This is a genomic window from Mediterraneibacter torques, assembly GCF_044591705.1.
Classification (GTDB): domain Bacteria; phylum Bacillota; class Clostridia; order Lachnospirales; family Lachnospiraceae; genus Mediterraneibacter; species Mediterraneibacter torques.
The window spans coordinates 2,719,329-2,742,583 of record NZ_CP172594.1; the positions used below are offsets into that span (position 1 = coordinate 2,719,329).

General features: G+C 41.5%; 13 protein-coding genes and 1 pseudogene. 3 read left to right on the top strand and 11 right to left on the bottom strand.

The features are described 5' to 3' along the window. Window positions 1–47: 47 nt before the first annotated feature. Complete coding sequence (locus ACH9UM_RS12675) at window positions 48–3,122, bottom strand: leucine-rich repeat protein (RefSeq protein ID WP_303145106.1); 3,075 nt, start codon at window positions 3,120–3,122, stop codon at window positions 48–50. 172 nt (window positions 3,123–3,294) lie between these two features. Here ACH9UM_RS12675 and ACH9UM_RS12680 point away from each other — a divergent pair. Continuing rightward, window positions 3,295–4,681: pseudogene (locus ACH9UM_RS12680) on the top strand (transposase). Between the two features lie 182 nt (window positions 4,682–4,863). On the opposite strand, the gene ACH9UM_RS12685 reads toward ACH9UM_RS12680, so the two are convergent. The 4 genes from ACH9UM_RS12685 to ACH9UM_RS12700 form a co-directional block, all read right to left on the bottom strand. Further along, complete coding sequence (locus ACH9UM_RS12685) at window positions 4,864–5,667, bottom strand: penicillin-binding transpeptidase domain-containing protein (protein ID WP_400091518.1); 804 nt, start codon at window positions 5,665–5,667, stop codon at window positions 4,864–4,866. Beyond that, window positions 5,660–7,330, bottom strand: coding sequence for an O-antigen ligase family protein (locus ACH9UM_RS12690; protein ID WP_004847035.1), 1,671 nt, complete (start codon window positions 7,328–7,330; stop codon window positions 5,660–5,662). Before ACH9UM_RS12690 ends, ACH9UM_RS12685 begins: the two co-directional genes overlap by 8 nt. 95 nt (window positions 7,331–7,425) lie before the next feature. Then, complete coding sequence (locus tag ACH9UM_RS12695) at window positions 7,426–8,253, bottom strand: cohesin domain-containing protein (RefSeq protein ID WP_004847034.1); 828 nt, start codon at window positions 8,251–8,253, stop codon at window positions 7,426–7,428. Window positions 8,254–8,422: 169 nt separating this feature from the next. Continuing rightward, a complete protein-coding gene (locus tag ACH9UM_RS12700; RefSeq protein ID WP_350308039.1) occupies window positions 8,423–10,936 on the bottom strand; it encodes an Ig-like domain-containing protein in 2,514 nt (837 codons plus the stop codon). 242 nt (window positions 10,937–11,178) lie between these two features. Here ACH9UM_RS12700 and ACH9UM_RS12705 point away from each other — a divergent pair, with 242 nt between their 5' ends. After that, a complete protein-coding gene (locus tag ACH9UM_RS12705) occupies window positions 11,179–12,123 on the top strand; it encodes a DDE-type integrase/transposase/recombinase (RefSeq protein ID WP_370797429.1) in 945 nt (314 codons plus the stop codon). Between the two features lie 232 nt (window positions 12,124–12,355). Then, window positions 12,356–13,330, top strand: a complete 975-nt coding sequence (locus tag ACH9UM_RS12710; protein ID WP_009242906.1) for a LysM peptidoglycan-binding domain-containing protein — start codon at window positions 12,356–12,358, stop codon at window positions 13,328–13,330. A gap of 363 nt (window positions 13,331–13,693) precedes the next feature. Here the strand turns inward: ACH9UM_RS12710 and ACH9UM_RS12715 are convergent, their stop codons facing one another. The 6 genes from ACH9UM_RS12715 to ACH9UM_RS12740 all read right to left on the bottom strand — a co-directional run bounded on the left by ACH9UM_RS12715 (window position 13,694) and on the right by ACH9UM_RS12740 (window position 23,202). Beyond that, window positions 13,694–14,113 carry a DUF2871 domain-containing protein gene (locus tag ACH9UM_RS12715; protein WP_004848314.1) on the bottom strand — a complete coding sequence of 140 codons (420 nt, stop codon included), beginning with the start codon at window positions 14,111–14,113 and terminating at the stop codon, window positions 13,694–13,696. A 93-nt stretch (window positions 14,114–14,206) separates the two neighbouring features. Then, the gene (locus ACH9UM_RS12720) at window positions 14,207–14,626 is read right to left on the bottom strand and encodes a hypothetical protein (protein WP_004848311.1); all 420 of its coding nucleotides are present in this window, start codon (window positions 14,624–14,626) and stop codon (window positions 14,207–14,209) included. A gap of 32 nt (window positions 14,627–14,658) precedes the next feature. Next, window positions 14,659–15,216: a TetR/AcrR family transcriptional regulator gene (locus tag ACH9UM_RS12725; protein WP_009242907.1), complete on the bottom strand. Its 558-nt coding sequence runs from the start codon at window positions 15,214–15,216 to the stop codon at window positions 14,659–14,661. 242 nt (window positions 15,217–15,458) lie between these two features. After that, a complete protein-coding gene (locus tag ACH9UM_RS12730; RefSeq protein WP_055158686.1) occupies window positions 15,459–21,359 on the bottom strand; it encodes a glycosyl hydrolase family 95 catalytic domain-containing protein in 5,901 nt (1,966 codons plus the stop codon). Window positions 21,360–21,635: 276 nt separating this feature from the next. Continuing rightward, window positions 21,636–22,403 (bottom strand): type III pantothenate kinase, encoded by a 768-nt coding sequence (locus ACH9UM_RS12735; RefSeq protein ID WP_022003245.1) that lies wholly within the window; start codon window positions 22,401–22,403, stop codon window positions 21,636–21,638. Beyond that, window positions 22,387–23,202: an ECF transporter S component gene (locus ACH9UM_RS12740; RefSeq protein ID WP_004848302.1), complete on the bottom strand. Its 816-nt coding sequence runs from the start codon at window positions 23,200–23,202 to the stop codon at window positions 22,387–22,389. Before ACH9UM_RS12740 ends, ACH9UM_RS12735 begins: the two co-directional genes overlap by 17 nt. Between the last annotated feature and the right edge of the window lie 53 nt (window positions 23,203–23,255).

The following is a 23,255-nucleotide window of genomic DNA, read 5'->3' on the forward strand; positions in this document are numbered from 1 at the left end:
GAGATTCACTCACAAAATGCGTTTAACAATACACTTAATAATATGCTTTACAAATATTCAATTTTACCGCAGACATATCTTAAAATCTTCCGCAAGTCTTTTATATCTACTGTTCCGTCTTTTTCCACATCTGCCGCAAGCTTCTGTGTTCCGTTCAATTCCGCCTTCTTACAGATGCTCCGCAATGTCATACGGACGTCTCCGATACTAACTTTTCTGTCGGCATCCACATCTCCTCTAATATACTCAGGAGTATACGCCTCAAAATTAAATTCGTTTTCTTTCGCATACTTCTCCGCAGCTGAACCGGCTACTCCCCGGATCGTAAAGCCTTCTAACTTATAAGCCTGTCCTCCCTTTCCCGACGTCAAATATCCAAGAGCTTTCTCTCCGATTTTTGTTACAGAAGCAGGGACAGTCACTTTGTTTAATTTTTCACATCCGACAAATGCATAATCGCCGATATTCGTTACACTATCAGGAATTTCAATTCCTGTCAGATTTATCTGATCAAGGAACGCATATCCTGCGATTCCTTTCGTACCGGCTTTCAGATTGACAGTACCGCCTTCTGCGATTGTTCCTTTATATTTGTAGTAAACTTTTCCGGCATACACATCACCGTCAGCCTGTGCGTCATACCATGCAGTGTCCCCACCTTCATTATATATATCCCACTTCTCAAATGCATAGCCTCCGATTGCTTCTACCGAATCAGGAATTTCAATATCACTTAACTCTACACATCCGGCAAACGCTTTGTATTCAAGTTCCGTTACTGTATCAGGAATTGAAACCGTCGTAAGTTTTTGGTTACAAGCAAACGCGCTGTCTCCGATTTTTGCAATTCCGTCTCCCCATGTAATTTCCGTCAGGTTACACCATGAAAATGCACTTTTCGCTACATATGCCAGTTTATTTCCAATCGTCACATGTTCAAGAGAAGTGCAATATGTAAATGCTCCCTCTCCGATACTTTCCACAGAATCAGGAATTTCAATCTGTTTCAGACTGCTGCAGCCTTCAAAGGCGTTGTTATCAATTACCTCAAGCTTCTTCCCTAGCGTTAACTTGCTCAAAGACCGACAATAATAAAACGCTCCCTTCTCTATTTGTGTAACACTGTCGGGAATATGTATTTCTTCTAACTTTTCACAGTGTTCAAATGTTTCTTCTTTGATTTTTTTCAGTTGACTGCCTTGTGCGAAAGTTACTTTCTTCAAATTCGTACATGATGCAAACGCTCCGTACTGCAGATTCGTAACTTGTGCCGGAATCGTAACTCCTACTACCGTCTCATTCTCTGTAAATGATTCAGCTCCAAGAGTTTTTACGACTTTATTGTCAATCTTATCCGGTATTGTTACATTACTTTCCGTTCCTGTATATTTCAAAATCTCTACTGTATTATCAGCTAAATTTGTGTATACGAATCCGTTTTTTGTTTTAGCTGATTCGATTTCCCATTGCATATCTTTCTCTAATGCTGCAACAGCAAGGTGATACGTTTTTCCCTGTTCCAGCGAAAGAACAACACCGCTTCCGTCTGCTTCTTCAGGATAATATTTTTTTATCTCATTCCATGCGTCATCATATACTAAAACTCCGCCTTTTCCGTTAAAAGAAACAGAATAATCTCCGGATTTACTTGGTACAAAATCATATGTGTCTGATCCGCCTTTTACAACAGTATATTTTGTTCCTGTCACCGCAGTTTTTGTTTTTGTTTTTTCAATCGTCCATGTAACTGTTGCTGCATCCATCTCGTACAAATGTATCCAATATACAGATCCGGATCTCATAACTACTGAATAGTCAACTTTGCCTTCTAAAGTTCCGATACCGTTTATCTCGAATATCCTCTCTTTAACTTCCAATTTCACATTTTCATTAGAGCGGAAATGATAACTTGCCGTTTCTTCCGGTATAAACTCATAAAAACCGCCTTTTCTCATATCATGAGTATACGTCTCGCCTACTTTGACCTGTACTTTTCCACCAGAACCACCCGGATCACTCGGCGTATATTCAGACTGTTTAATACACCAATATCTTCCATACGGCGCTAAATAATACGCATTCCCGGCAAGCATTTCTTCGGAATAAATCTGATTCCACTCTTCGTCATAAAAACCGCCTTCTACACTATAATATCCTGTCGTTTTCGGAACGAACTTATAGTAAACGCCATCTGTCTCATTAATATACACTTTGTCACACTCTACTTCTTTTTCGATTCCTTTCAGAATTCCCCATTTTCCTGAAGCGTTTTCCCAACTGTATCTTCCGAGTGTAATCTCATAAACATTCTCTTTTTTTAATTTATAAAAAGACGATGAAGATAAAATTTCATTTCCTGTCTGTGTGTCTCTTATCTTAACTGACATCCCCTTTACAGAACGCACATAATAAACCCCGGATTCATCCACTGTCAATCTATAGTACGCCTCAGGCTTCTCCTCATTTAACTCTATATCAAATTCTCCGGGGGTAATATCTTTGACTTTTCCGGCTTTCCATTTTATAATTTTTTGAGATTCTGATGAATAATCTGATAATTCCAAATAATATGTTCCTGCTTTACGAAGTTCAACTCGTGAATTGATAATCTCCACATCTTGTGTTCCGTCTTCGGTTTCTTCCGTAATGCTCGCATACGTACTCCAATAATTATCACCTGTTGCCGTAATATAATATTGCCCGTCTTCTTCAACATTCAACTGATAACGAACAGATGTCTGATCTTCCTGCAGCATAATCGAACCGGATTCTTCCGTGCCGTCTTTCTTGAGAGTAATACTTCCTATCACATCTTCTTGTGACGTTGTATTCAGCATTGCATCTGTGCTCTCTGCGCTCATCCCCGGCAATTTCTGTATATCTCCGGCCGCACCTTCTTCAACTTCCTCTCCCGTAGTTACGTCTTGCTGTGCATCATTTACAGTTTCATCCTGCATCTGCACATCACTCACTGTCTCCTCTTGCTTTGCACCACTTACCGCTTCATCCTGCGTCTGTTCTGCCTCTGCATTTACAGAAACCGGAACTGCTAACACCATCGACAGGCACATCAGAAAAGCTGTAAGTCCTGCGATCACTTTTCTCTCAAATTTTGTGATCATACGCGTCTCTCCTTTCATTTATTTTCTATAATTTAGGTGTTTGCGAAACGCCACAAGCCGCATAAATACGGCATTTTAACTTTTATAAAACAAAACATCTCCTCAACGGATTGTGGTAAAATAGAGTTGCCTAGAAACTATAAACCAACCACCCGAAAGGAGATGTACCTATATGATACCATATAAGCAGCTCACTTTGGCAGAAGTTTTTGAAGATTGCCAAAATAAATTCGATAATGACAAATATCAGTTTCTTTCTCTACTTGACCAAACCATTAATCTTGATGAAATTGTTCCTGTTTCTTTTGTTACTCATTTTCACGCTTCTACAGGAAGACCTCGTAAGCATCCACTTTATCCTATGATTAAGGCTCTCCTTATTCAGCGCATTTTCTCAATCCCGACAGATACTCTTCTGATTATATTTTTAAAATATTCTCAGGAACTACGGGATTTCTGTGGCTTCCGTGTTGTTCCTGATGCCTCAAAATTTACCCGCTTTAAACAGGACTTTCTTATGGACTTACAATCGATGTTCGATCACTTAGTTGATATCACTGAACCGATCTGCCAACGTATTGATTCTAACCTTGCTTCCATGAGTATCTTTGATACTTCTGGAATTGAGGCATGGGTAACAGAAAATAATCCGAAATACGCAAACCGTATCATAAAACAGTTAAAGGCCTTTGCAAAGGCTCACAACTTTGATAAAAACTTTGATCCTTACAAAGCTGCTTACGGCTCAATGCCTGCACACGCTACTGCTAACCCAGCTATCCAACAGATGTACATCAACGGACATTTCTGCTATGCCTATAAGTTTGGTATTGTCACTAATGGTCTTGGTATTGTTCGCGATATTACCTTCTACAATAAAGATTTCCTAAATGCTCATCCTAATATCATTGTTGAAAAGAAATCCGATTCACCAGATGAAGATAAATCACTTGCGGACTCTAAGGCACTGCTCCCTGTTTTGATTGATTTCTTTCAGAAGCATCCTTTGATCAACCCTAAAACTTTTCTAGGCGATGCCGCTTTTGATACCATTGAAATCTACAAAGCCCTTTTGGATGATCTTGGCTTTGAAAAAGCATTTATTCCACTCCGGACAAAACTATCAATGGAAGAAAATGGCTACACCTTCAACGAAAATGGTGTTCCTTGCTGTCCGCATGATTCCACACTTCCTATGAAACGGGAAGGGAGTAAATCTCATCTGAGAAGCAAACTTCCCAGCATGAAGTTTGTATGCCCTAAAATGAAATGGGAATACAACCGTGAAACCAAAACGAAACGCCGTGTCTGCCGCTGTGAGAACCCCTGTACCACATCTTCCTGTGGAAGAATGATTTACATTTACCCCGAAAAGAATCTGCGTGCCTATCCCGGTGTGGAACGTGGTTCCGTAGAATGGGATGAGACCTATAAAATCCGTGTAAACGTTGAAAAATCAATCAACCATTTTAAAGACAGTTTCTGTATTGCCGGTCGTAAAACCCAAAATGAGAAAACACTACATGCAGATTTGTTGCTTGCAGGAATTTCTCAGTTAATAACTGTCATGGTTGCTGATAAAATTCACCAGCATCAATACATACGAAGTTTAAAACCACTCATAGCATAGGACTTACCAACTTCATAAGCCCATGAGGTTTATTTGTTGTGCCAAGAAATGAACGATTTTCACTTCCTATCCCAAGAATCCTGCATGACAGGAGCCTTCGCCTGTTTTCAGTCAGGATTGCGGACTTGTTTCGCAATTACCTACTAAAATCTTTTTCTCATTATCCACATCATAACCGAGCGTATCTTCCAAAAAACGAACCGACTTCTCAACACCGTAATCTTTCAGTACTTTCACGGCTACTGCATTATTTGACTCTTTCAGTGCATCTGCAGCCGTCACATTTTTCCCTGTAAACGGCACGACATTTTCCGGCCATTCTCTGGCAATCCCGTTGTCTCCTGCCACAACTCCATAAGCGCTATCTTCGTACAACGATGACCAACATATCGTTCCGTCCTCAATCGCCGGGCCATATACACTAAGCGGTTTCATCGTCGATCCTGCAAACGCCGGCTTTGTCACATTGTTATAGTTGTCGTTTCCTTTTGTATCACTGTAACACGCCGTCAGATGCCCTTCTTTATCAGTAACCGCCGCTCCGAACCGCTCACATGCCATTCCTTCACCGTCATTATAAGAGCCGATCACCGCATCCAAAGTTTCCCGGTCGAGCCATGTTTTCACTGTTATTTCTCTGTCTGCCAGTATTTTTGCCGCAGTTTTTTCATTCACACCTTCGCGCTCTTGAATCATTTTGACCGCTTCCTGCGAAACGATATCCGCATAAGACTGATATTTGTCTTCACACTCATAACTGATCTTTCCGTCCTGCAATATAAGTTTTGCAATCTCATTTCCGGCCTGATCAAGCACGACCGCTCCACTTTTTTTGCTAAGCATCATCCCCGCCGCCGCAAGGACTCCACATGCTCCGACAGCCAATGCGACCCCGACAATTCTCTTTTTATTCATCCATCCGCCTCCTCATGTCCTCAATGATCTCAAGATTCTCATGAGACAATGTCACTTGCGGACGATCTACGATCTTCCAGCCCAGCGCGCTCGTATTTTCTTTTACCTGCTCCAGCATCTTCGGGATTTCTTCTGCCTTTTCCACGCAAAATCTTACCCCGTCTTTATCGCCCATCTGGTGATACAGGTCATTGCAGTATACTAAAACTTCAAGATAATTCTCGTATTCTTCATACTGATACGGCGCAAGTTCAATCGCCTTTAATTTATATTCCGTAAACTGTTCTACGTCCCCATCCGCAAAAGCCGCCTGTGCCAATGCACTATATGGAAGAGACACAGACTGATTATCCACGATCACTTTTTCCGCAATCGCTTTCATTTCCTCTGCCTTATCCGCTTTCGTAAGAAGAGCCAGCTGCGCCATTGTATTTCCACTGTAAACTTTTTCAGCCGCTTTATAATTTCCCGACGTATAGCAAACGTCCGAAACCCCGCACATAATCGAAAGCGCCGCTGCCGCCGCCCCGGTCAGACCTACAACCGTTCCGGTTAAAACAGGCACTTTCTGCGTCTTAATATTCCGCATGTCAAGAAACAGGATCAGCACAAATCCCATCGCCAGAAACTGAAAGTCATAATCGAACAAGCTATGTAAGATCATAATGCTAAGAACGATCCTGTTCCGGCTTTGCGTCCTCTTCGTAAATACAGAACGTAAAACCGCCGCGCCCATAAATACCGCCGGGATCACGCCTGCATCAAGCAAGATCTGAATCAATTCATTATGTGCATTTACAACTGTATACACACCAGTCTGTACTGACTGCTGTATAAAGTAATAACCATAATATCCGAGTCCGAAAGGATGTTTTAATATAAGCGGGAGCGCATCCTGCACATACAAAATTCTTCCGAGAAACGTACTTGCTCCGAAGGAAATATTTGTAAATCGCTCAAGAATACCTGCGCTTCCTGCTGCAACAGCCAATATCACCGCCACAACGGCGCCTGCCGCCAACACTGAAATAATAACTTTTTTCCCCGAGGACTTTGCCGCAAACACCCATATAACGGCAACAGCAGTTAATACGAATACCGTACGGCTTCCGCTCATAATAATTCCAAATACAGCGGCAACACCATACACGATATCGAGCCAGTCAATTTTTTTGTAATCAAATCTCCACATTACAAGAATCAGACAGATTAGCATAAACAATGCATATGTATTCGGATATTGAAAAAATCCCGACAACCTGCCTGCAACCGATACCCATTGTTCAAAAACTTCAAACTGCATCATAACAAATGAAAAAGCAGTCATAAGACATCCAAGCATCGGAAGAGACGCGATCATTTTCTCTCTTTCGTCCGTCAGACCCGATACAAGTACGTAGAACAATAACAACGGAAGGAACTTCACGACTCCCATAAGAGCCATTCCCGAATCCACCGCCCATAAACAAGACAGAAGATATCCGAACACAAGCACGGCAAAGGCAGCCATATTCAGATCCCACGCTGCTGTGATACGCTTCTTCACATACATTCTGTAAAACAAAACTCCGGTCAGTACGATTCCGGTTACCGCAGACACCGATACATAATACCCGCCGCCCAATATTCCGACTATCACTATACACGTCATTAAAATCAGCATTTTTATCCCGCCCCCGCTCTCGCAGCTTTTACTTGCTTTTATTTGTTTATCGCTATTTTCTGATTTTATTTTTATCACTGTTTTCTGACTTGTTTTTACTTTTGTTTGTTTCCGTTTTTCTTCTTTATCAAGTAAACAACGACGCCTGATAAAATCATAACTCCGAAAAATGCAGCCAGCGCTTTAAAATCTTCAGCTGATAATTTTTTCGATTTCTTATCTTTATCCGCCTTATCAGCATCTTTTTTCCCGCTGTCACCTTTCCCTTTCTCACCTGATTCGGACGAATCTTTTTTATCATCGCTTGATTCCTTTTCAGATTTTGACTTGTCTTTATCCTTATCTGATTTTTTGTCCGATTTATCGTCCGACTTCGATCTGTCTGATTTGTTCTGATCTGTTGAAACTACGGCAAGATCTCCCACAACTTTCTCCTGAAATTCTTTATCCACACCGGAAACTTCTCCTGTAATCGGGTTACTGGACTCCGTATTGTCTACCACTTCATCCGGCTTCATTCCGATTGGGAGCTTCTCCGTACAGTCTTTTTTTAATTTAAACTTCAAATCAACGATAGATCCTTCATTTTTCACTGTATCCGGAACTACATACACAACGATTATTTCTGATGATTCTTCAATATGGTTATAATCAAATATTCCGCCTCCGGCTTTTTCAATCAAATCTCCTGCCTCCAGCGACTGAAATTCCAGAACTTCTTTGTCATAATAAATAGAGATCTGAAAGCCGCCGACTTCCTGGCCTGTATTAAACTCTACCGGAACTGTTACGACGTCTCCCGCTTTTCCTTTTTGATTATCTACATGAAACTCCGTATATACATCTTCCGCCTGAACATTCATTCCGAAAAGACAGACCATGCATAAAATTAAAATAAACTGTTTTATTCTTTTTCCTCTCATCAACCTCTATTCTCCTTACGCTCTTTCCCTTTTATAACATATATTTTTTGCACCTTTTCGGAGCTTTTTGGTATCAAAAGAAATACAATATCATCTACTGTTTTTCTTTCTTCTGATACCAAAAAGCTCCCTGTCGGTCAGTCGCCAACAAGGAGCTTTCTTTTAACTTTTATCTATGCGTTCTTTTTTTGAAAATTACTACGCCTACAATCGCTGCTATGGATAAAAGCATTGCTACTACGAAACCTGAGATGTGGTTGCTATCTCCGGTCTTTACTGCACCGCCGTCAGCCGGTTTCTCATTCTTATTGTTTGTACCGTTTGCTTTTGCTGTTACTTTCAAAGCGTACTCAGCCGTCTTATCTCCAACTTTCGCTGTGATCTTTACATTTCCGGCTTTTACAGCTTTAACAACACCATTTGCATCTACTGTTGCTACTTTTGTATCAGAGCTGCTCCATACAACTGTTTTGTCATCTGTTGTATTTGTCGGATTGAATACTACGTTAAGTTTTGTTGTCTTTCCTTCTTCAAGAGAAGTTACATCACCTTTGATTTCAATCGACTCAAGCGGAATTTCTTCTACTGTTATATCATAAGTAAGTGTTTTCTCAAAGTCTGTGTTTGTTGTTTTTACTGTAATAGTAATCGTCGCTTTGCCGTTTTTCAAAGCTGTTACCATACCATTTTTATCTACAGAAACAACTTTTTCATCAGATGATGCAAATGTATATATTACATTATCTGTTGTATCGATCGGATTCAGTCCGATTTTAATTTGATGTTTCTCACCTTTGAAAAGTTCAGACGGATTCTTCATCTCATCAAGCTTAACATCTGTCAGGTGAATTTCTTTTACTGTCACTGTACAAGAAGCTGTATGTTTTCCATCGACTGTTGTTGCTGTGATTGTAGCTGTGCCTTCTTTCAGTGCTTTTACTGTTCCGTTTGCATCAACTGCAGCTATATCCGCCGCGCTGCTTGTCCATTTTACTTCACGGCTATCTTCTGTATTGCTCGGAATAAACGATACTTCAAGTTTCTCTGTTTTACCTTTCAGAAGATCTGTAATTTCTGTTTTATTCAGCGCAATACTTTCTGTATGGATCGGAACTTTTACTTCACATACTGCTGTGATCTTATTGTTTGCTTTTGCTGTTGCGATAACTTTTGTTTTTCCGCCTGCAACTGCTGTAACAACACCATTTTCATCAACTGTTGCTACGCTCTCATTTTCGCTCTTCCATGTAACAGCTTTTTCATCTGTTGTATCTGCCGGAAGATATGTTACATTCAGGTTTGCTTTCTGACCTTTTTCAACTGTCACCTTGTCCGGTGTCACTTTGATGCCTGTCAATTTTGCATTAACCGTAACTGTACATTCAGCTTTATGTGTACCTACTGTTGCCGTAATCTTTGTTGTGCCTGTTGCTTTCGCTGTAACGACACCATTTTTTACTGTTGCGATCTTTTCATCGGCGCTTGACCATGTAACTGTCTTATCATCTGTTGTATCTGCCGGTGTATAAATCACTTTAAGAGCTTCACTGCTCTGACCTTTGGAAAGTTCCAAAGCTGTTTTATCAAGTGAAATTCCTGTCAGTTTCTTCTCCTGTACTGTAAGTGCACAAGTTGCTGTAAGTTTTCCGACCTTTGCAGTAATTGTTGCGCTGCCGTCTTTTAATGCTGTCACTTTACCGTTTGCATCAACTGTCGCTACGCTCTTATCGCTGCTCTCCCATGTTACTGCTTTGTTATCTGTCGTATCTGCCGGATCATATTTCACTGACAATGTCTTTGAAGTACCTTTTTTCAATGTAAGAGTTGCCGGATCTACAGTAATTTTTTTCAACGGATTGTTTACTGTGATCTTTACACTGTCGCTCTTGCCTGCTGCTGTCGCTGTAATTGTTGCGTTTCCAACTCCGACAGCCTCAACTTTACCTTTTGAATCAACTGTCACAACATCTTTATTAGAACTCTTCCATGTAATTGTCTGACCTTCCAACGCTTCTGCAGGTGTTCCTGTCACTGTAAGTGTCTCGGAAGTACCTTTCGTCATTGTAAAGTCTTCTTTGTTGATCTTAAGAGAAGAAAGTTCGATTGCAACCGGGATTTCTCCGTTTTCAATCTTATTACCATTTTTATCTAATGTTGTTAATGGAACATCTTTGCCGTCGATATCAGTTCTGTCATTATCATTTGTTCCTGTCTGAATTCCTACACAATTAAAGCCCATAAGACCTGAGCCTTTTGCATTCTCATTAACTGTTACATCAAACGTAAAAAGTAATACATCTTTATTTACCGGATTACCTTCCTTCATTTCAAGCAGTACTGAAAATCCACCTGCTGTATATACGTCTTCCTCATCTACAATAAACATAAGATTCTTTTTGAGAACATTATTTGGATCTTGCTCCAAACTGTCCTTCACATATGTATATACCTTTGTGTCAAAATCAAATCCGCCGACAACCTGCATCACGTTTCCATTTGGCTTAAGCCAACATTCAACATGAACCTTATCACCGGGTTTCATGTTTGTGACATCCGTCTTAGTTATAATTGACGGTACATCGTTCGCAGCCTGTACATCCATCTGCGGAACTGCCACAAATCCCGTGATGACCATGACCAGAGCCAAGACTAAAGCTGCGATCTTGTTTAGCTTCTTTTTCATCCCTTTTTCTCCTCTCCTATATTTTGATGATGTGACTAGTATTCCTAGTAAATCCACTTAAACATAATTATTATAGGACTTTATTTTTATTTTTGCAACGCCTATAAATGAATATTTACCTCTGCTTCTTGTAGGATTACAATACATGTGTTACAACTGAATAATTAAAAAGCGGAAATACCTTTTCTGTGTTATGCTTTAAGCTACCAAACCTAAACATTTAAGAAAGGAAGTATTCCCGCATGGCAAGTATAACACAAGATATGAGGTATCGTCTATCCCTGATCCGTTTCGCCGAAAAATATGGTGTCTCAAAAACAGCAATTAAATATAAGACAAACCGCCAGTATATTTATCGTTGGAAGCGCCGCTATGACGGCACAATAGAGTCTCTCCGCGATCGTTCACGCCGTCCCCATCACCATCCCAATCAGCATACACCTGAAGAAATCAAGCTGATCCAAGATATGCGTAGGCGCAATCCCCATTCTGGTCTGGTTGTCTTTTGGGTCAAACTTATGCAGCGCGGTTATAAACGTTCCATCCCAGGATTGTATCGTTTTCTGAAGAAACAGGGAATCTTGGCTCAAAAACTTCCGAATCCCAAATATATTCCGAAGCCTTATGAGCAGATGAAATATCCCGGACAGCGTATCCAGGTCGATGTGAAATTCGTTCCTGCATGTTGTCTTGTCAATAATGCGAAAGGAAAGAAATTCTATCAGTATACCGCCATTGATGAGTACTCCCGCTGGCGGTATGTGGAAGCTTTTGAAGAACACAGCACCTATTCATCCGCACAGTTCCTCAAGCATCTGATCCAACGCTTTCCTATGCCAATCGAATGCGTTCAGACAGACAACGGCGTGGAGTTTACAAAGCGCTTTTCCACTTCCGGCAAAGAAACATTGACTTTATTCCAACGGACTTTAAAAGAACTTGGCATCCAACATAAACTGATCCGACCCTTTACACCACGTCATAACGGAAAAGTGGAACGCAGCCACCGCAAGGATAATGAACGTTTTTATACCTCGCATACTTTCTATTCCTTTGAGGATTTTTCCAAGCAGCTTCAAACCTATAACCGTAGGGATTATAACCAGTTTCCCATGAGACCTCTGGGGTGGAAATCACCACAAACTGTTCTGAGGGAATTTATTGATCGGGGTGTAACATATGTTTGACAAACCTACATATAAATGAATATTTACCTCTGCTTCTTTTATTTATCTATTTTATACATTTTATTGCAAAAATCAGGGGGCGCACACACATTTTCTTCGGCAATACATACAATAATCATAGAAAAAACGAGCCGTAATGCCCCTCTATACGCGCTTGCTTTTTCAGTATTTAATTTGTTTTTCACAAAAGAAACTAAAATATTTACATCAATATATTATTTATGGAGGCATTATGAATATAAAAGGACTTGATGTCAGCGAATTTCAAGGAGAAATCAACTGGGAACGGGTTAAAAACGCAGGCTATCAGTTTGCTATGATTCGTGCAGGTTATGGATTCAATACGATTGACAAACAATTTCAGAGAAATGCTTCTGAATGCAACAGAATCGGTCTTCCGATCGGAGTTTACTGGTTCTGCTATGCTGTCAGTCCTGAAACGGCTATTCAGGAAGCCGACGGCTGTCTGCGCACCATTCGTAATTATAGAATTGATTATCCTGTCTGCTATGATATTGAACAGGCGTCCGCCGCTTATGCTCTCGGAGAAGGTGTCACTATCACTCCGGCTCTTGCAAAACAACTCGTTTCTTCTTTCTGCAATCGTATTGAAGCAGGGGGCTACTATGCGATGTTTTACACAAACCGCAGTTTTTTAGACAATTATCTCGGAAATGATCTTGCAAAACGATATGCATTCTGGTACGCCCGCTATGCGTCTTCCTTCGACGGAACAGACTGCGGTATGTGGCAGTATACAAACGAAGGAAGTGTTCCCGGTATCGGCGGAAATGTAGACCTTGATATCGGCTACATCGATTATCCCGGCATCATCCGCCGGGCAGGACTTAATCACCTGTCTGAAACTGCTCCGCCGCCCGCTCCTCCCTCCGCTCCGACATATATCACTTATACGATTCAACCCGGTGATACATTAAGTGAAATTGCCGAAAGATTCGGAACAACCGTCTCTTCTCTTTCCGCTCTGAACGGTATTTCCGATCCCAATCTTATTTACGCCGGAAATACACTCCGCATTCCACAAGGCGGGAATTCTGCTTCGGTTTATTACACCATTCAGCCGGGAGACACATTAAGCGAAATTGCCGAAAGATTCGGAACGACCGTCGCTTCTCTTTCTGCCTTGAACGGTATTTCTGATCCCAACTTAATTTATGCGGGAAATACACTTCTAATTTCTCAATAACTTTCAGTACCGATAGATTTTTTTATCTTTTCTTTTCAATAAAGCGCGGTTTCTTTAACTATCTAAATTTAAGAATTTCATAACTTTTTTTCGTTTTCTTTTAGACATTAAACATACTTTAGACACATTTTGAAGATATACTGTTCAACAGATAGTTGATAAAACAACTATCTCCCCCCTCATAAAGTAAAGACATCCCGGATAACCGGGATGTCGCACTTTACTCTCATTCCTTTAGATAACTATAAAAACAACGAAACCCGTTAGCCGGAAGGTTAGCGGGTTTTCGCTGTTTATAGAACTGTTCATCTCGTCTGTGGATAGTTCTTAGACAATTCACTATAACTCTAAAAATCATTATTCCTATTGTTTTCGTATCAATTCCCTTTTTATCGCAAACAGCAGTAAGAAAAATGCAATCATCATTCCGATATGAGACAATCCTGCCAGACCGGACAGCATCCCATTCCCCATTTTTCCAAGCTCTATTCCGAGAACCTGCACAATTCCGCGAATAAGCATCATCACCACCATGGCAGGCAATGCGATATTATAGAGAACAAAAAATTTCTTAAACAAAAGATTTTCCGCCAACATTGTTACTTTTGCGAAAAGAGCCGTTATAAGAAATAACAATGTTCCCATCACCAACAGATGAACATGCAGCACTCCTAATGTAGTCGGCTCTGTATATCCGTTCCATTTTGTAAATTCCCGATAAAATACGCCTCCCGCCATTGCAAATATAAAATAAACAATCGCTGTATTTATAATTCTTTTCATATGTATCTTCTCCTTAGTTTTTACTCCTCATCTTTTATGCATCTATACTTTCTCTATACTTCCTCTATACTTTCTCTATGCTTTTTCGTTTACTTATGCTTTCTTCCTGTAAGCCTGTATATAATTTCTTCCAAATAAAACGCCTGCCATGAAAAGTGCCGCTCCCAATCCTGTGTAAAATACAGCTATAAACCGCTCCGGCAGTAAATGGAATGAACGAATAATAATCCCGAAACTTATCATAAACGCCATAATTAAAAATGATTTCAAATCAAAAAATTTATAAAACAGTTGCTTTTCTTCTTCATATCCTTGAATTCTTATTGTATGTTTATTTGTCAACTTATAAAATACCATGAACCAAAAGAGAAGAAACACGATAATTGTCACGATATAATTTATTACAGTCTGATATTCAGCATAAGTTTCAATCCCGATCCTCAAAACGTTAAATCCTGCGATCATCCAGACAAGACTTGCCAAAAGCAAAAGATTCTGTTTCTTTATCTTCATAACCCATCTCCGTTCCACATCAACTCTTTCTCTTAATACAAATAATTTTTTACAAATTCCAAAAAGGACTCTTTTTCATTTTGTTTTTCCAGTAATATTGATAAAAACAAGGTAAATATATAGTCCGTAAAAATTTCGGCAGTCAGATTTTCTGTAAATATCCCTTGACGTATTTTTTCATCATTTTCCAAAAAATGTGCCATTTGATTTTTTAACCTCAGAAAATATACTTCCATCGCCTTTTTTCCTTCTTGTCTTTCTCCTGCCGTAAACCCCAATGCATGCATGGAAAAAAATTTCGGATAACGGCTTCGGCTATTTTCAACACCTTCAAACAACAGGTTTAAGTATTCCACAATATTCTCGCATTTTTCTAAAGTTTTTCCCATTTGAAATATATCTTTCCACACTGCCTCTATTGTAGCAGACAAAAGTTCTGATTTTGAAGAAAAATAATTATACAAAGAACCTAGTGCAATTCCGCATTCAGATGCAACGGTTCTCATATTTACTGCGGCAATTCCTTTTTTTGCCACAATCCCACAGCTTACTTTCAATATTTCTTCTTCCGACGTAACCGCTCTGCTCAACTCTTATCACCGTCCTCTTTATTCTATTCTCCTTTCCCGCTTTCCCTTTTCAGTTTTTTTAATATGAACATTGTTCATGTTAATATTCTATACAATATTTGTCAAGTTTTTTCTCCTGTTTTCCAATTTTTCTCTTTACTCTCTTTTTACAACTTCAAAAGAACCGATTCCCAAAAGAGAATCGGTTCTTTTATATCGCCTCACAATATTATATTATGAAAACTTTATTCTTATTTTTGTTCTTATTTTTTCTTTTTATTTTTGATAATAAGAACTGCCGCCACAACGGCGATTGCAGCCACAAGACCCGCGATCGGAAGCCATACGTTCTTATCGTCGCCTGTCTGTACCGCACCGGAATTGTTCTTTCCTTCCTCTTTGCCGGATGTCGGAGGAACTTTTCCTTTCTCTTCAACAGTCACGTTGACCGTTACTTTCCTGAATTCTTCCGGAATTGTGATTCCTTCTTTTGTCTGAAGTGTTCCTGTCAGTTTATATGTTCCTGCTTTGTCTGCTTTATACACATCTGTGTTCCATACGATTGACAGTTTATCTTTCGCCTTGTTATCAAGTGTCACTTTCACTTCTTTCGGAAGGGCAAGTTTCTCTGCCGGAGTTCCGAATTTCACAGTAAGGTCAGCAAGTTTTTCTACTGCTATAACCACTTTGTCTTCCGGCTGCGGCGGGTCTACTTCTCCGCCTTTTTCTTCTACAGTTACGTTGATCGTTACTGTCTTGAAGTTGTCAGGAAGTTTAATTCCTTCTTTTGCCTGAAGTGTTCCTGTCAGTTCGTACGTTCCCGCTTCGTCTGCTTTATACGCATCTGTGTTCCACTCTACTGACAGTTTGTCTTCTGTCTCGTTATCTAATGTTACTTTTACTTCTGTCGGAAGAGCAAGTTTCTCAACTGAAGTTCCGAACTCAACCGTAAGATCAGTAAGTTCTTCTACTTTTGTAACTACTTTGTCTTCCGGCTGCGGCGGATTTACTTCGCTCTCTTCTACAATTACATTGATCGTTACTGTCTTAAACTTATCAGGAATCTTAACGCCTTTCTTCTTCTGAAGTTCTCCTGACAGCGTCTGTGTTCCGATCTGATCTGCTTTGTAATTATCTGTCGTCCATTTTACTTCAAGTACATCTGCAACACGACCGCCTTCCAGTGTAACATTTACTGTTTTTGGAAGATCCAGTTTATCAGCAGCAGTTCCTTTCTTCACTTTAAGATCGGCAGGTTTCTCTACGCCTACAACTGTCTTTGCATTCCAGTCGTCTACCGTCAGGTTAATTACTGCAGGTACAGCTTTGTTTCCTGATGCATCTACAGCTACGATACGGATACTGTAGCCTTTGCTTTCATCCGCGTTTTTCAATGTATATTCTGTCTTATCGCTTTCAGATACGATCACGCCGTCTACATATACAATATATGTAACTTCGCTTCCTTCCGGATCTTCTGACGGAGCCCATGTGATCTTCACATCTTTTTCACCTTCTTTTACTACGCTGATTCCACTTACCTGTGCCGGAGCTTTTTCATCTGCCGCCGCCACTGTCGTGAACGGCTCGCTGCAAAGAGCTTTTTCCGACTCTACTTTATTATGGTTTACTCCTACGATCATAAATACATAAGATGTACCCGGTTTCAGATTCGTAAACCGCACCGTTGTCTCTGTTGTTGTCACAGGTTCTCCTGCATTATCCGGAACAGTATCTGTAATTGCTTTCAGCGCTTTTGCTGTTCCTTCATGTTCTACAGCATATACTTTATAAGACTCTGCCCTTGGAAGTTTCGTCCATGAAACAGTTGCTTCTGTACTTGTAACTCCCATTACAGTTGCTTTTGCATCTTCCGGAATCGTCGGAGCCGGAATTTCTGCCGCTTCAAGTTTTGCACCTGCTGCGTTCAAGTCTGCTGCAAGCTTATCAGCCTGCTCTTTTGTCGTCTTGTCGTCATTCATTCCCTTAACGGCATTGTCGTATGCTGTCTTAAACTCGTTCCACAGATTTTCTGCGTAATCGTCTTTATTCAAACCGCTGTATTTTTCAATCGCAGCCTGAAGCGCCGATTTATCAACAGAAGCCGCTGCCGGAGTGAATACTTCAAGATAATCAATGTTTACGTTAATGTTTCCATGATCTGTTGCCGCTGTAAACTTGATTGTATGTTCTGTATTTTCCAGATCTGTCTTTTCAAATACGCACTGCTGCGGTGATCCGCCGGATTTTTCTTCCCAAAGAACTGCGTCGCTTTCTGCCTTTCCGTCCAGTTCTACAGTAAATTTGCCTTGCGTATTATTTTTCTGAGCATAGAACTTAATGCCTGTTCCTGTAAATGTATAGCTGAACCATGCTCCTTCTGTACTTGTCTCCGTCTTAGTTCCGCCGTGATGCTTATCAGCTTCTCCTGTGTACGGATTACTCCAGCCTGTTTCACTCCATGTGATCTTCGGATTCTTGGAGTTCTTATCATCCGAGCAGTCCTCGATGATCTCTGACTGCGCTGTCACATCCGGGATTGCAACTGTAATCTCGCATGTGCCTGAGATTTCGGCATTTTCTTTCGATGTCGCTTTTACTGTCACAACACCGTTTGCTGTTCCTGCTGACAGAAGACCGTTTTCATCGATCGTAGCTGCCGCGCTGCCTGATTTTGTTGTAACAGACCACGTAACACCTTTATTGATCGCCTCTGCAGGAGTTACTGCCGCTTTCATCTGAAGCGTCGATCCGGCTTTGCTCACCGTCGTCATTCCGCTTGCAGACGTTACCTCTACTTTTTCAACCCGCGCCGCTTCTGTATTCAATACATTAAACGCGTCAAGCTCTACTTTATCTCTGCTTGCAGATGCATTTTTCTCGCCCATCGCCCGAACTTTAACCGTATGGATTCCGTATTCAAGCGTCTTATCTTTATGCTCTTCTGTAGAGAATATTTTTGCCTGTCTTTTTTGAGTTGCCGAATAAGTATCTGCTGTTGCCCATACTTCTCCGTCGATAGAGATTTCAACTTTACCTCTGTCGTTTTGTGTACAGGAGAATACTTCGATACCCGTTCCGCAGAATGTAAGTTCCGCTGTCTCTGTTCCTGTCGGGTCTTCTAAGTATTTCACTGAACCGCCGTAGTTTCCTTCCTGGCTGATCCAGTTGCCCCAGCTTCCTGTATATTTGATACGTTCGTCCTGATCGTCGATCATGCCGATCATGTTACGGCAGTCATCTACCGTTGCTTCCGAACTGAACTCGCTTTCTTTTCCGTCGATCACAGCCGTAACTTTGTACTTCAATGTTCCGAGCACATCCCAAGCGTCTGTGTCTGTCCATTCTGTCGCTTTCAGTTCTGTCTGAACCTGTACCCACTCGCCGCCTTCAATCTGACGGTATACATTATAAGATACTTCTGTTCTGGCTTTGACCGCATCCCATGTAAGAACTGTCTCTCCGTCTTTGATCTTCGTTACCTTAAGACCTGTAGGAGCTGCAGCTAATGTATTATCAGGGATAGCAGTGATCGTATATGTCTTTCCTGCTTCTGTATTGAAGGAAATACGATCTGAAGTCACCGGTGTGATCTCAACGAGGTTTCCGTCACTGTCTTTTACAGTTGCAAGTGAAAGATTTGCGTACTGAACAACCGCTTCTCCGCCGTTATTAGAGTGGATCGAAGCTTCTGTCAGTTTGTTGTCTGCCCATGCCATATCAACCGCAAAATTACCGCGGGCAAGCAGACCTTTCACATTACCTGTTCCCCATGCTTTCGGAACTGCAGGCATCAGGTCGATGTGACCCATGTTGCTCTGAACAAGCATTTCCGCAACTGCCGCTGTGTAACCGAAGTTTCCGTCGATCTGGAACGGAGCATGTGTATCCCACAGGTTTGTCATAATCTTATTGTTTGTGATCATCTTAGACAATACATCATAAGCCTTATCGCCCTCTGCAAGTCTCGCCCATGTTGCGACACGCTGAGCCATCGCCCATCCTGTCGTCACATCTGTTCTGTTCTGCATCGATACTTTCGCTGCCGCCAGCCACTCGTCATTCTGAGCGATCAAGTCTCCCGGATATAATCCGAGCATATGGGAAATATGACGATGACCATATCCTTCTCCCATCTTCTGACCATTCTCATCTGTATTTAATGTTGTCTCGTTATACCACTCTTTGATCTGTCCGCTGTCACCGATCTCAATCGGTCCTTTTAAGTCAGCCTGATTCTGTTTCCACTGTGCGACTTTCGCTTCGTCAACTCCCAAAGTCTCTGCCGCTGTGATCGTATCTTCATATAACTGCCAGATCAACGAATGCTCATATGTATTACCTGCAGTTCTCGGTCCGTGCTCCGGTGAATAACTCGGAACAGACACAAGCTTACCTTCTGAATCTCTCATCAGCATCTGATCGTACAGCGTCGCTTCTTCTTTCATCATCGGGTAAATATGAGTCTGCATGTACTCTGTATCTCCCGTAAACTCATAATATTCCCAACAGTTCTGAAGAATCCACGGAACGCCTGCCGGAGACCATCCCCAGTCGAATACCCAGCCCGGGTTCGTCCATCCGTACGGGTTGTTCTGTGTATGCGCCATAAATCCGTTTTCAGGATTTGCTTCCGTACTTTCAACTCCTGCGTAAATCTTCGCCGTAATACGTCCCGGCTCTCTGAGCGAATCTACATAGTCGATCAGCGGTTCTGCGCATTCCGCCATATTCGTCGTATATGTCGGCCAGTAGTTCATCTGCAGATTGACATTCATATGATAGTCCGAATGCCATGCGGAGTTATTCGCTCCGACCCAGATTCCCTGCAAGTTCGACGGAAGAGTTGCTCTTCTTTCATTCTTCGTTCCGTCTTCGTTCACAGGAGTCTCTCTCGATGATCCCATCGTCAGATAACGTCCGTACTGGAAGAGCATCAATTCCAGATAACGTTTTTCTGTTTCGGAAGCCGTTCCTTTTTTATATGCCTCCAACAGCTTATCCGTTGTCTTGTCAGACACTGCCTGTCCGATGTTAAGATCTAATCTTCCGAAAATATGATCGTAATCATTTACATGATCTTCTTTTAACGTCTCATATCCGCCGGCTTTTACTTTCGCCTCAGCTCCGGATACATATCCTTTTACCAAAGCAGCGAGCTGTTCTTTTGTCTCGCCTGTACGGTATTTCGGATAATCGTTTTTATAATCCGTTCCGATGGAAGTAATGATCGTGATCGCCTTCGCACCGCTTACCGTGATCTTACCGTTTGTCGAATCGTCTTTGATCTGCCCTGCTGTTCCATCGTCTTTGATTACCTTCGTATAAGAACTGAACTTCAACTGGTTATCTTTAAGCTGTCCGTCGATTGCGATTGCATTGTCGGATACTTTTTTGTCAAACATTCTCGCGTAAGAATCTGCTCCCGGCTGGTTTTGACTTCCGCCTTTTTCCTCATCCGGTTCTACACGAACGTCAAAATCAAGCGTTCCTCCGTCTGTTGCAGTCAGACGTGTTACAAGAACGTTGTCAGGATAGCTTACGAAGTTTTCTCTTGTATAGTGCGCTCCGTTGAGATCATAATTCACTCCGGCTACCGCCGTGCGAAGATCCAGATCGCGCGAATATCCCGAAACGTTATTCTTTGTAACATTTTTGAAATCCAGATACATATTGCCATAACTTAAATAATATCCGTATCCCTGTACTCCGGCGTCATCACTGACTCCGATAAGCTGTCCTGCAAGATTACTGTCAAACCCTTGTCCGCTTTTCAGTTTCTCTTTCAGTTGTGCCATAACCTTGCCGTTCTGACCTTTTGATTCAATATTACCGCCGTTATATTCCGGTCGGCTGTCTGAAGGACCGCCGGACCAAAGCGACTTTTCATTCAACTGAATTCGCTCTGTCTGAACACCGCCAAACACACTGGCTCCAATCGCGCTGTTTCCAAGCGGAAGAGCCCACTGCTCCCACCCCGTATACGAATTGGGCGCCTCTTCATCATACCACAAACGCAAAGCATTTCCCTCCGTTTCCTGTGTCTGTGCCAAAGCAACGTTATCCTCGGCCGCTACAGAGAAAGGAGCTGCCGATACAACAGTCGCCATCGCAAGTGCGACAGATAACGCTTTCCCGCCTGCTTTTGAAAGCTTCCTTTTCATCTTTTTCCTCCTTTAAATTCGCACAGAAGTACAGCCATAAATAAATTAAGCCGAATACTCCGATGCTACGTTGTACTGTTTATCATATCACACTTTTATTATATTTTGTTATATTTTTATGATTTAAAATAGTAAGTTTTTTATATTTTCGCTTTTTTACACATAAATTCAAGGATAGCCGCAGCCATTTTTTGTATATATAGTCTATACCGCGTCTATCCTTTTCTCTTTTTACGTTATATTTACCTTATACACAGGTCGATTTTCTCCGATCTGTCACCTGCAGTTCTTCCGATAGATGATTTCCAGTCCTTTCAAAACAAGATCATCGTCTCGAATAATCTTTCTTCTGCAATGAGGAATGATTTTTTCCGCCACTCCCCCTGTCGCAACTACCGTTACATCGCCGTCCACTTCTTCTGACAGTCGATCGATCAACCCGTCGATCGCCGCAGCGCTGCTGTAAACGATACCGCTTTTCATACAGTCCACCGTATTTTTTCCTATAATATGCCCCGGTTCTTCCAGACTGATCCCGCCAAGCTGAGACGCATTGGCTGTAAGGGAATCAAGAGAAACTCCGATCCCCGGATAAATCATGCCGCCGATATAGTTTCGGTTTTTATCTATAACACAAACCGTGTTTGCCGTACCCATATCAAAAATAAGAAGAGGCGTCGGATATTCCGCAATCCCTGCCACCGCTCCGACAACAAGGTCGCTGCCAAGCTGCGCCGGATTGTCGATCCTGATATTTAATCCGGTCTTGATCCCCGCGCCTACGATAAGGACTTCCTTTTTTAAAATCTTTTCAACCGCAGCTTTTACAACCATCGTAATCTGCGGAACAACCGACGAAATGATACCGCCTTCTAAATCTGCCTTTTTAATATGGTAGATGTCGAGTACGTTTTTAATATCGATCGCATACTCCAGTTCCGTCTTTGTCTTAACAGTTGAAATCCGTTCTACGAACACGCATTTTGAGCCGTCAATGCAGCCGAGCACGGTGTTTGTATTTCCGATATTAATAGCCAATATCATTTCTAAAACCAAGCCTTTCTCTTACATTCTTTTTCAAAAGCGCTCTTCCGATACATAAAGTCAGCACACCTGCCACGATTGCTTCCGGAACGCCGTTTATCCCGATAATAGAAAGAATAAATGTGTATACGCCCGATACCGCCACATTATTTGCCGATGCATATGCTTCCCTGAAAAACAGAAAAATCAGATTCATAACAAGCAGCGTATTTGTCATTGCGCCCGCCACGCCTGCAGTCACAAGTCCAATGCTTGACACACCGGTCTTTTTTGTTTTTTCATTTGAAAAACGAATGATAAGCTTATATACATAATACGGTATAATTCCCACAAGTATGCGGGGAAGAAAACAGATAATCACACTTCCCCATCCGCCGCTTACGCCTGCAATACTGTAAAACGGAGTAAATACAAACGATGTCGGTGTCGGATTCATCGTATTGTTAATAAAACTTGTCAATCCAAAAAGGAATCCTAAAGCTCCGCCTTTTTTCGGTCCCATCAAAAGCGAAGCGATAATAACCGGGATATGTATGATCGTCGCACGGGTAAATCCAAGCGGGATATATCCGAGGAAAGGGGTAAAAGCCATCACACATATGACAGCTCCGAATATTGCCACCTGAACCATACTCATTGTACTGAATTTACTTGACGAGCGCTGTTTCCCCGACGTCTGCCGATCTTTGCTCGCGGTCTTTAGATCCGCTGCATACTGATCTGAGCCGTATACTTCTGCCGTATTCATTTCTTCCGCACATGATACTGTGCTGTTTTCTGTTACTGTTTTGTTTTCCATGTCTGCCTCCTTGTTATCATTCCCTTTCGGGATACAATACATTTGCTTTTTGT

Bases quoted from the DNA above. Each gene is read 5' to 3' on its own strand.
- ACH9UM_RS12675 (WP_303145106.1), bottom strand. From the start codon at position 3,122: ATGATCACAAAATTTGAGAGAAAAGTGATCGCAGGACTTACAGCTTTT.
- ACH9UM_RS12685 (WP_400091518.1), bottom strand. From the start codon at position 5,667: ATGAATAAAAAGAGAATTGTCGGGGTCGCATTGGCTGTCGGAGCATGT.
- ACH9UM_RS12690 (WP_004847035.1), bottom strand. From the start codon at position 7,330: ATGCTGATTTTAATGACGTGTATAGTGATAGTCGGAATATTGGGCGGC.
- ACH9UM_RS12695 (WP_004847034.1), bottom strand. From the start codon at position 8,253: ATGAGAGGAAAAAGAATAAAACAGTTTATTTTAATTTTATGCATGGTC.
- ACH9UM_RS12700 (WP_350308039.1), bottom strand. From the start codon at position 10,936: ATGAAAAAGAAGCTAAACAAGATCGCAGCTTTAGTCTTGGCTCTGGTC.
- ACH9UM_RS12705 (WP_370797429.1), top strand. From the start codon at position 11,179: ATGGCAAGTATAACACAAGATATGAGGTATCGTCTATCCCTGATCCGT.
- ACH9UM_RS12710 (WP_009242906.1), top strand. From the start codon at position 12,356: ATGAATATAAAAGGACTTGATGTCAGCGAATTTCAAGGAGAAATCAAC.
- ACH9UM_RS12715 (WP_004848314.1), bottom strand. From the start codon at position 14,113: ATGAAAAGAATTATAAATACAGCGATTGTTTATTTTATATTTGCAATG.
- ACH9UM_RS12720 (WP_004848311.1), bottom strand. From the start codon at position 14,626: ATGAAGATAAAGAAACAGAATCTTTTGCTTTTGGCAAGTCTTGTCTGG.
- ACH9UM_RS12730 (WP_055158686.1), bottom strand. From the start codon at position 21,359: ATGAAAAGGAAGCTTTCAAAAGCAGGCGGGAAAGCGTTATCTGTCGCA.
- ACH9UM_RS12735 (WP_022003245.1), bottom strand. From the start codon at position 22,403: ATGATATTGGCTATTAATATCGGAAATACAAACACCGTGCTCGGCTGC.
- ACH9UM_RS12740 (WP_004848302.1), bottom strand. From the start codon at position 23,202: ATGGAAAACAAAACAGTAACAGAAAACAGCACAGTATCATGTGCGGAA.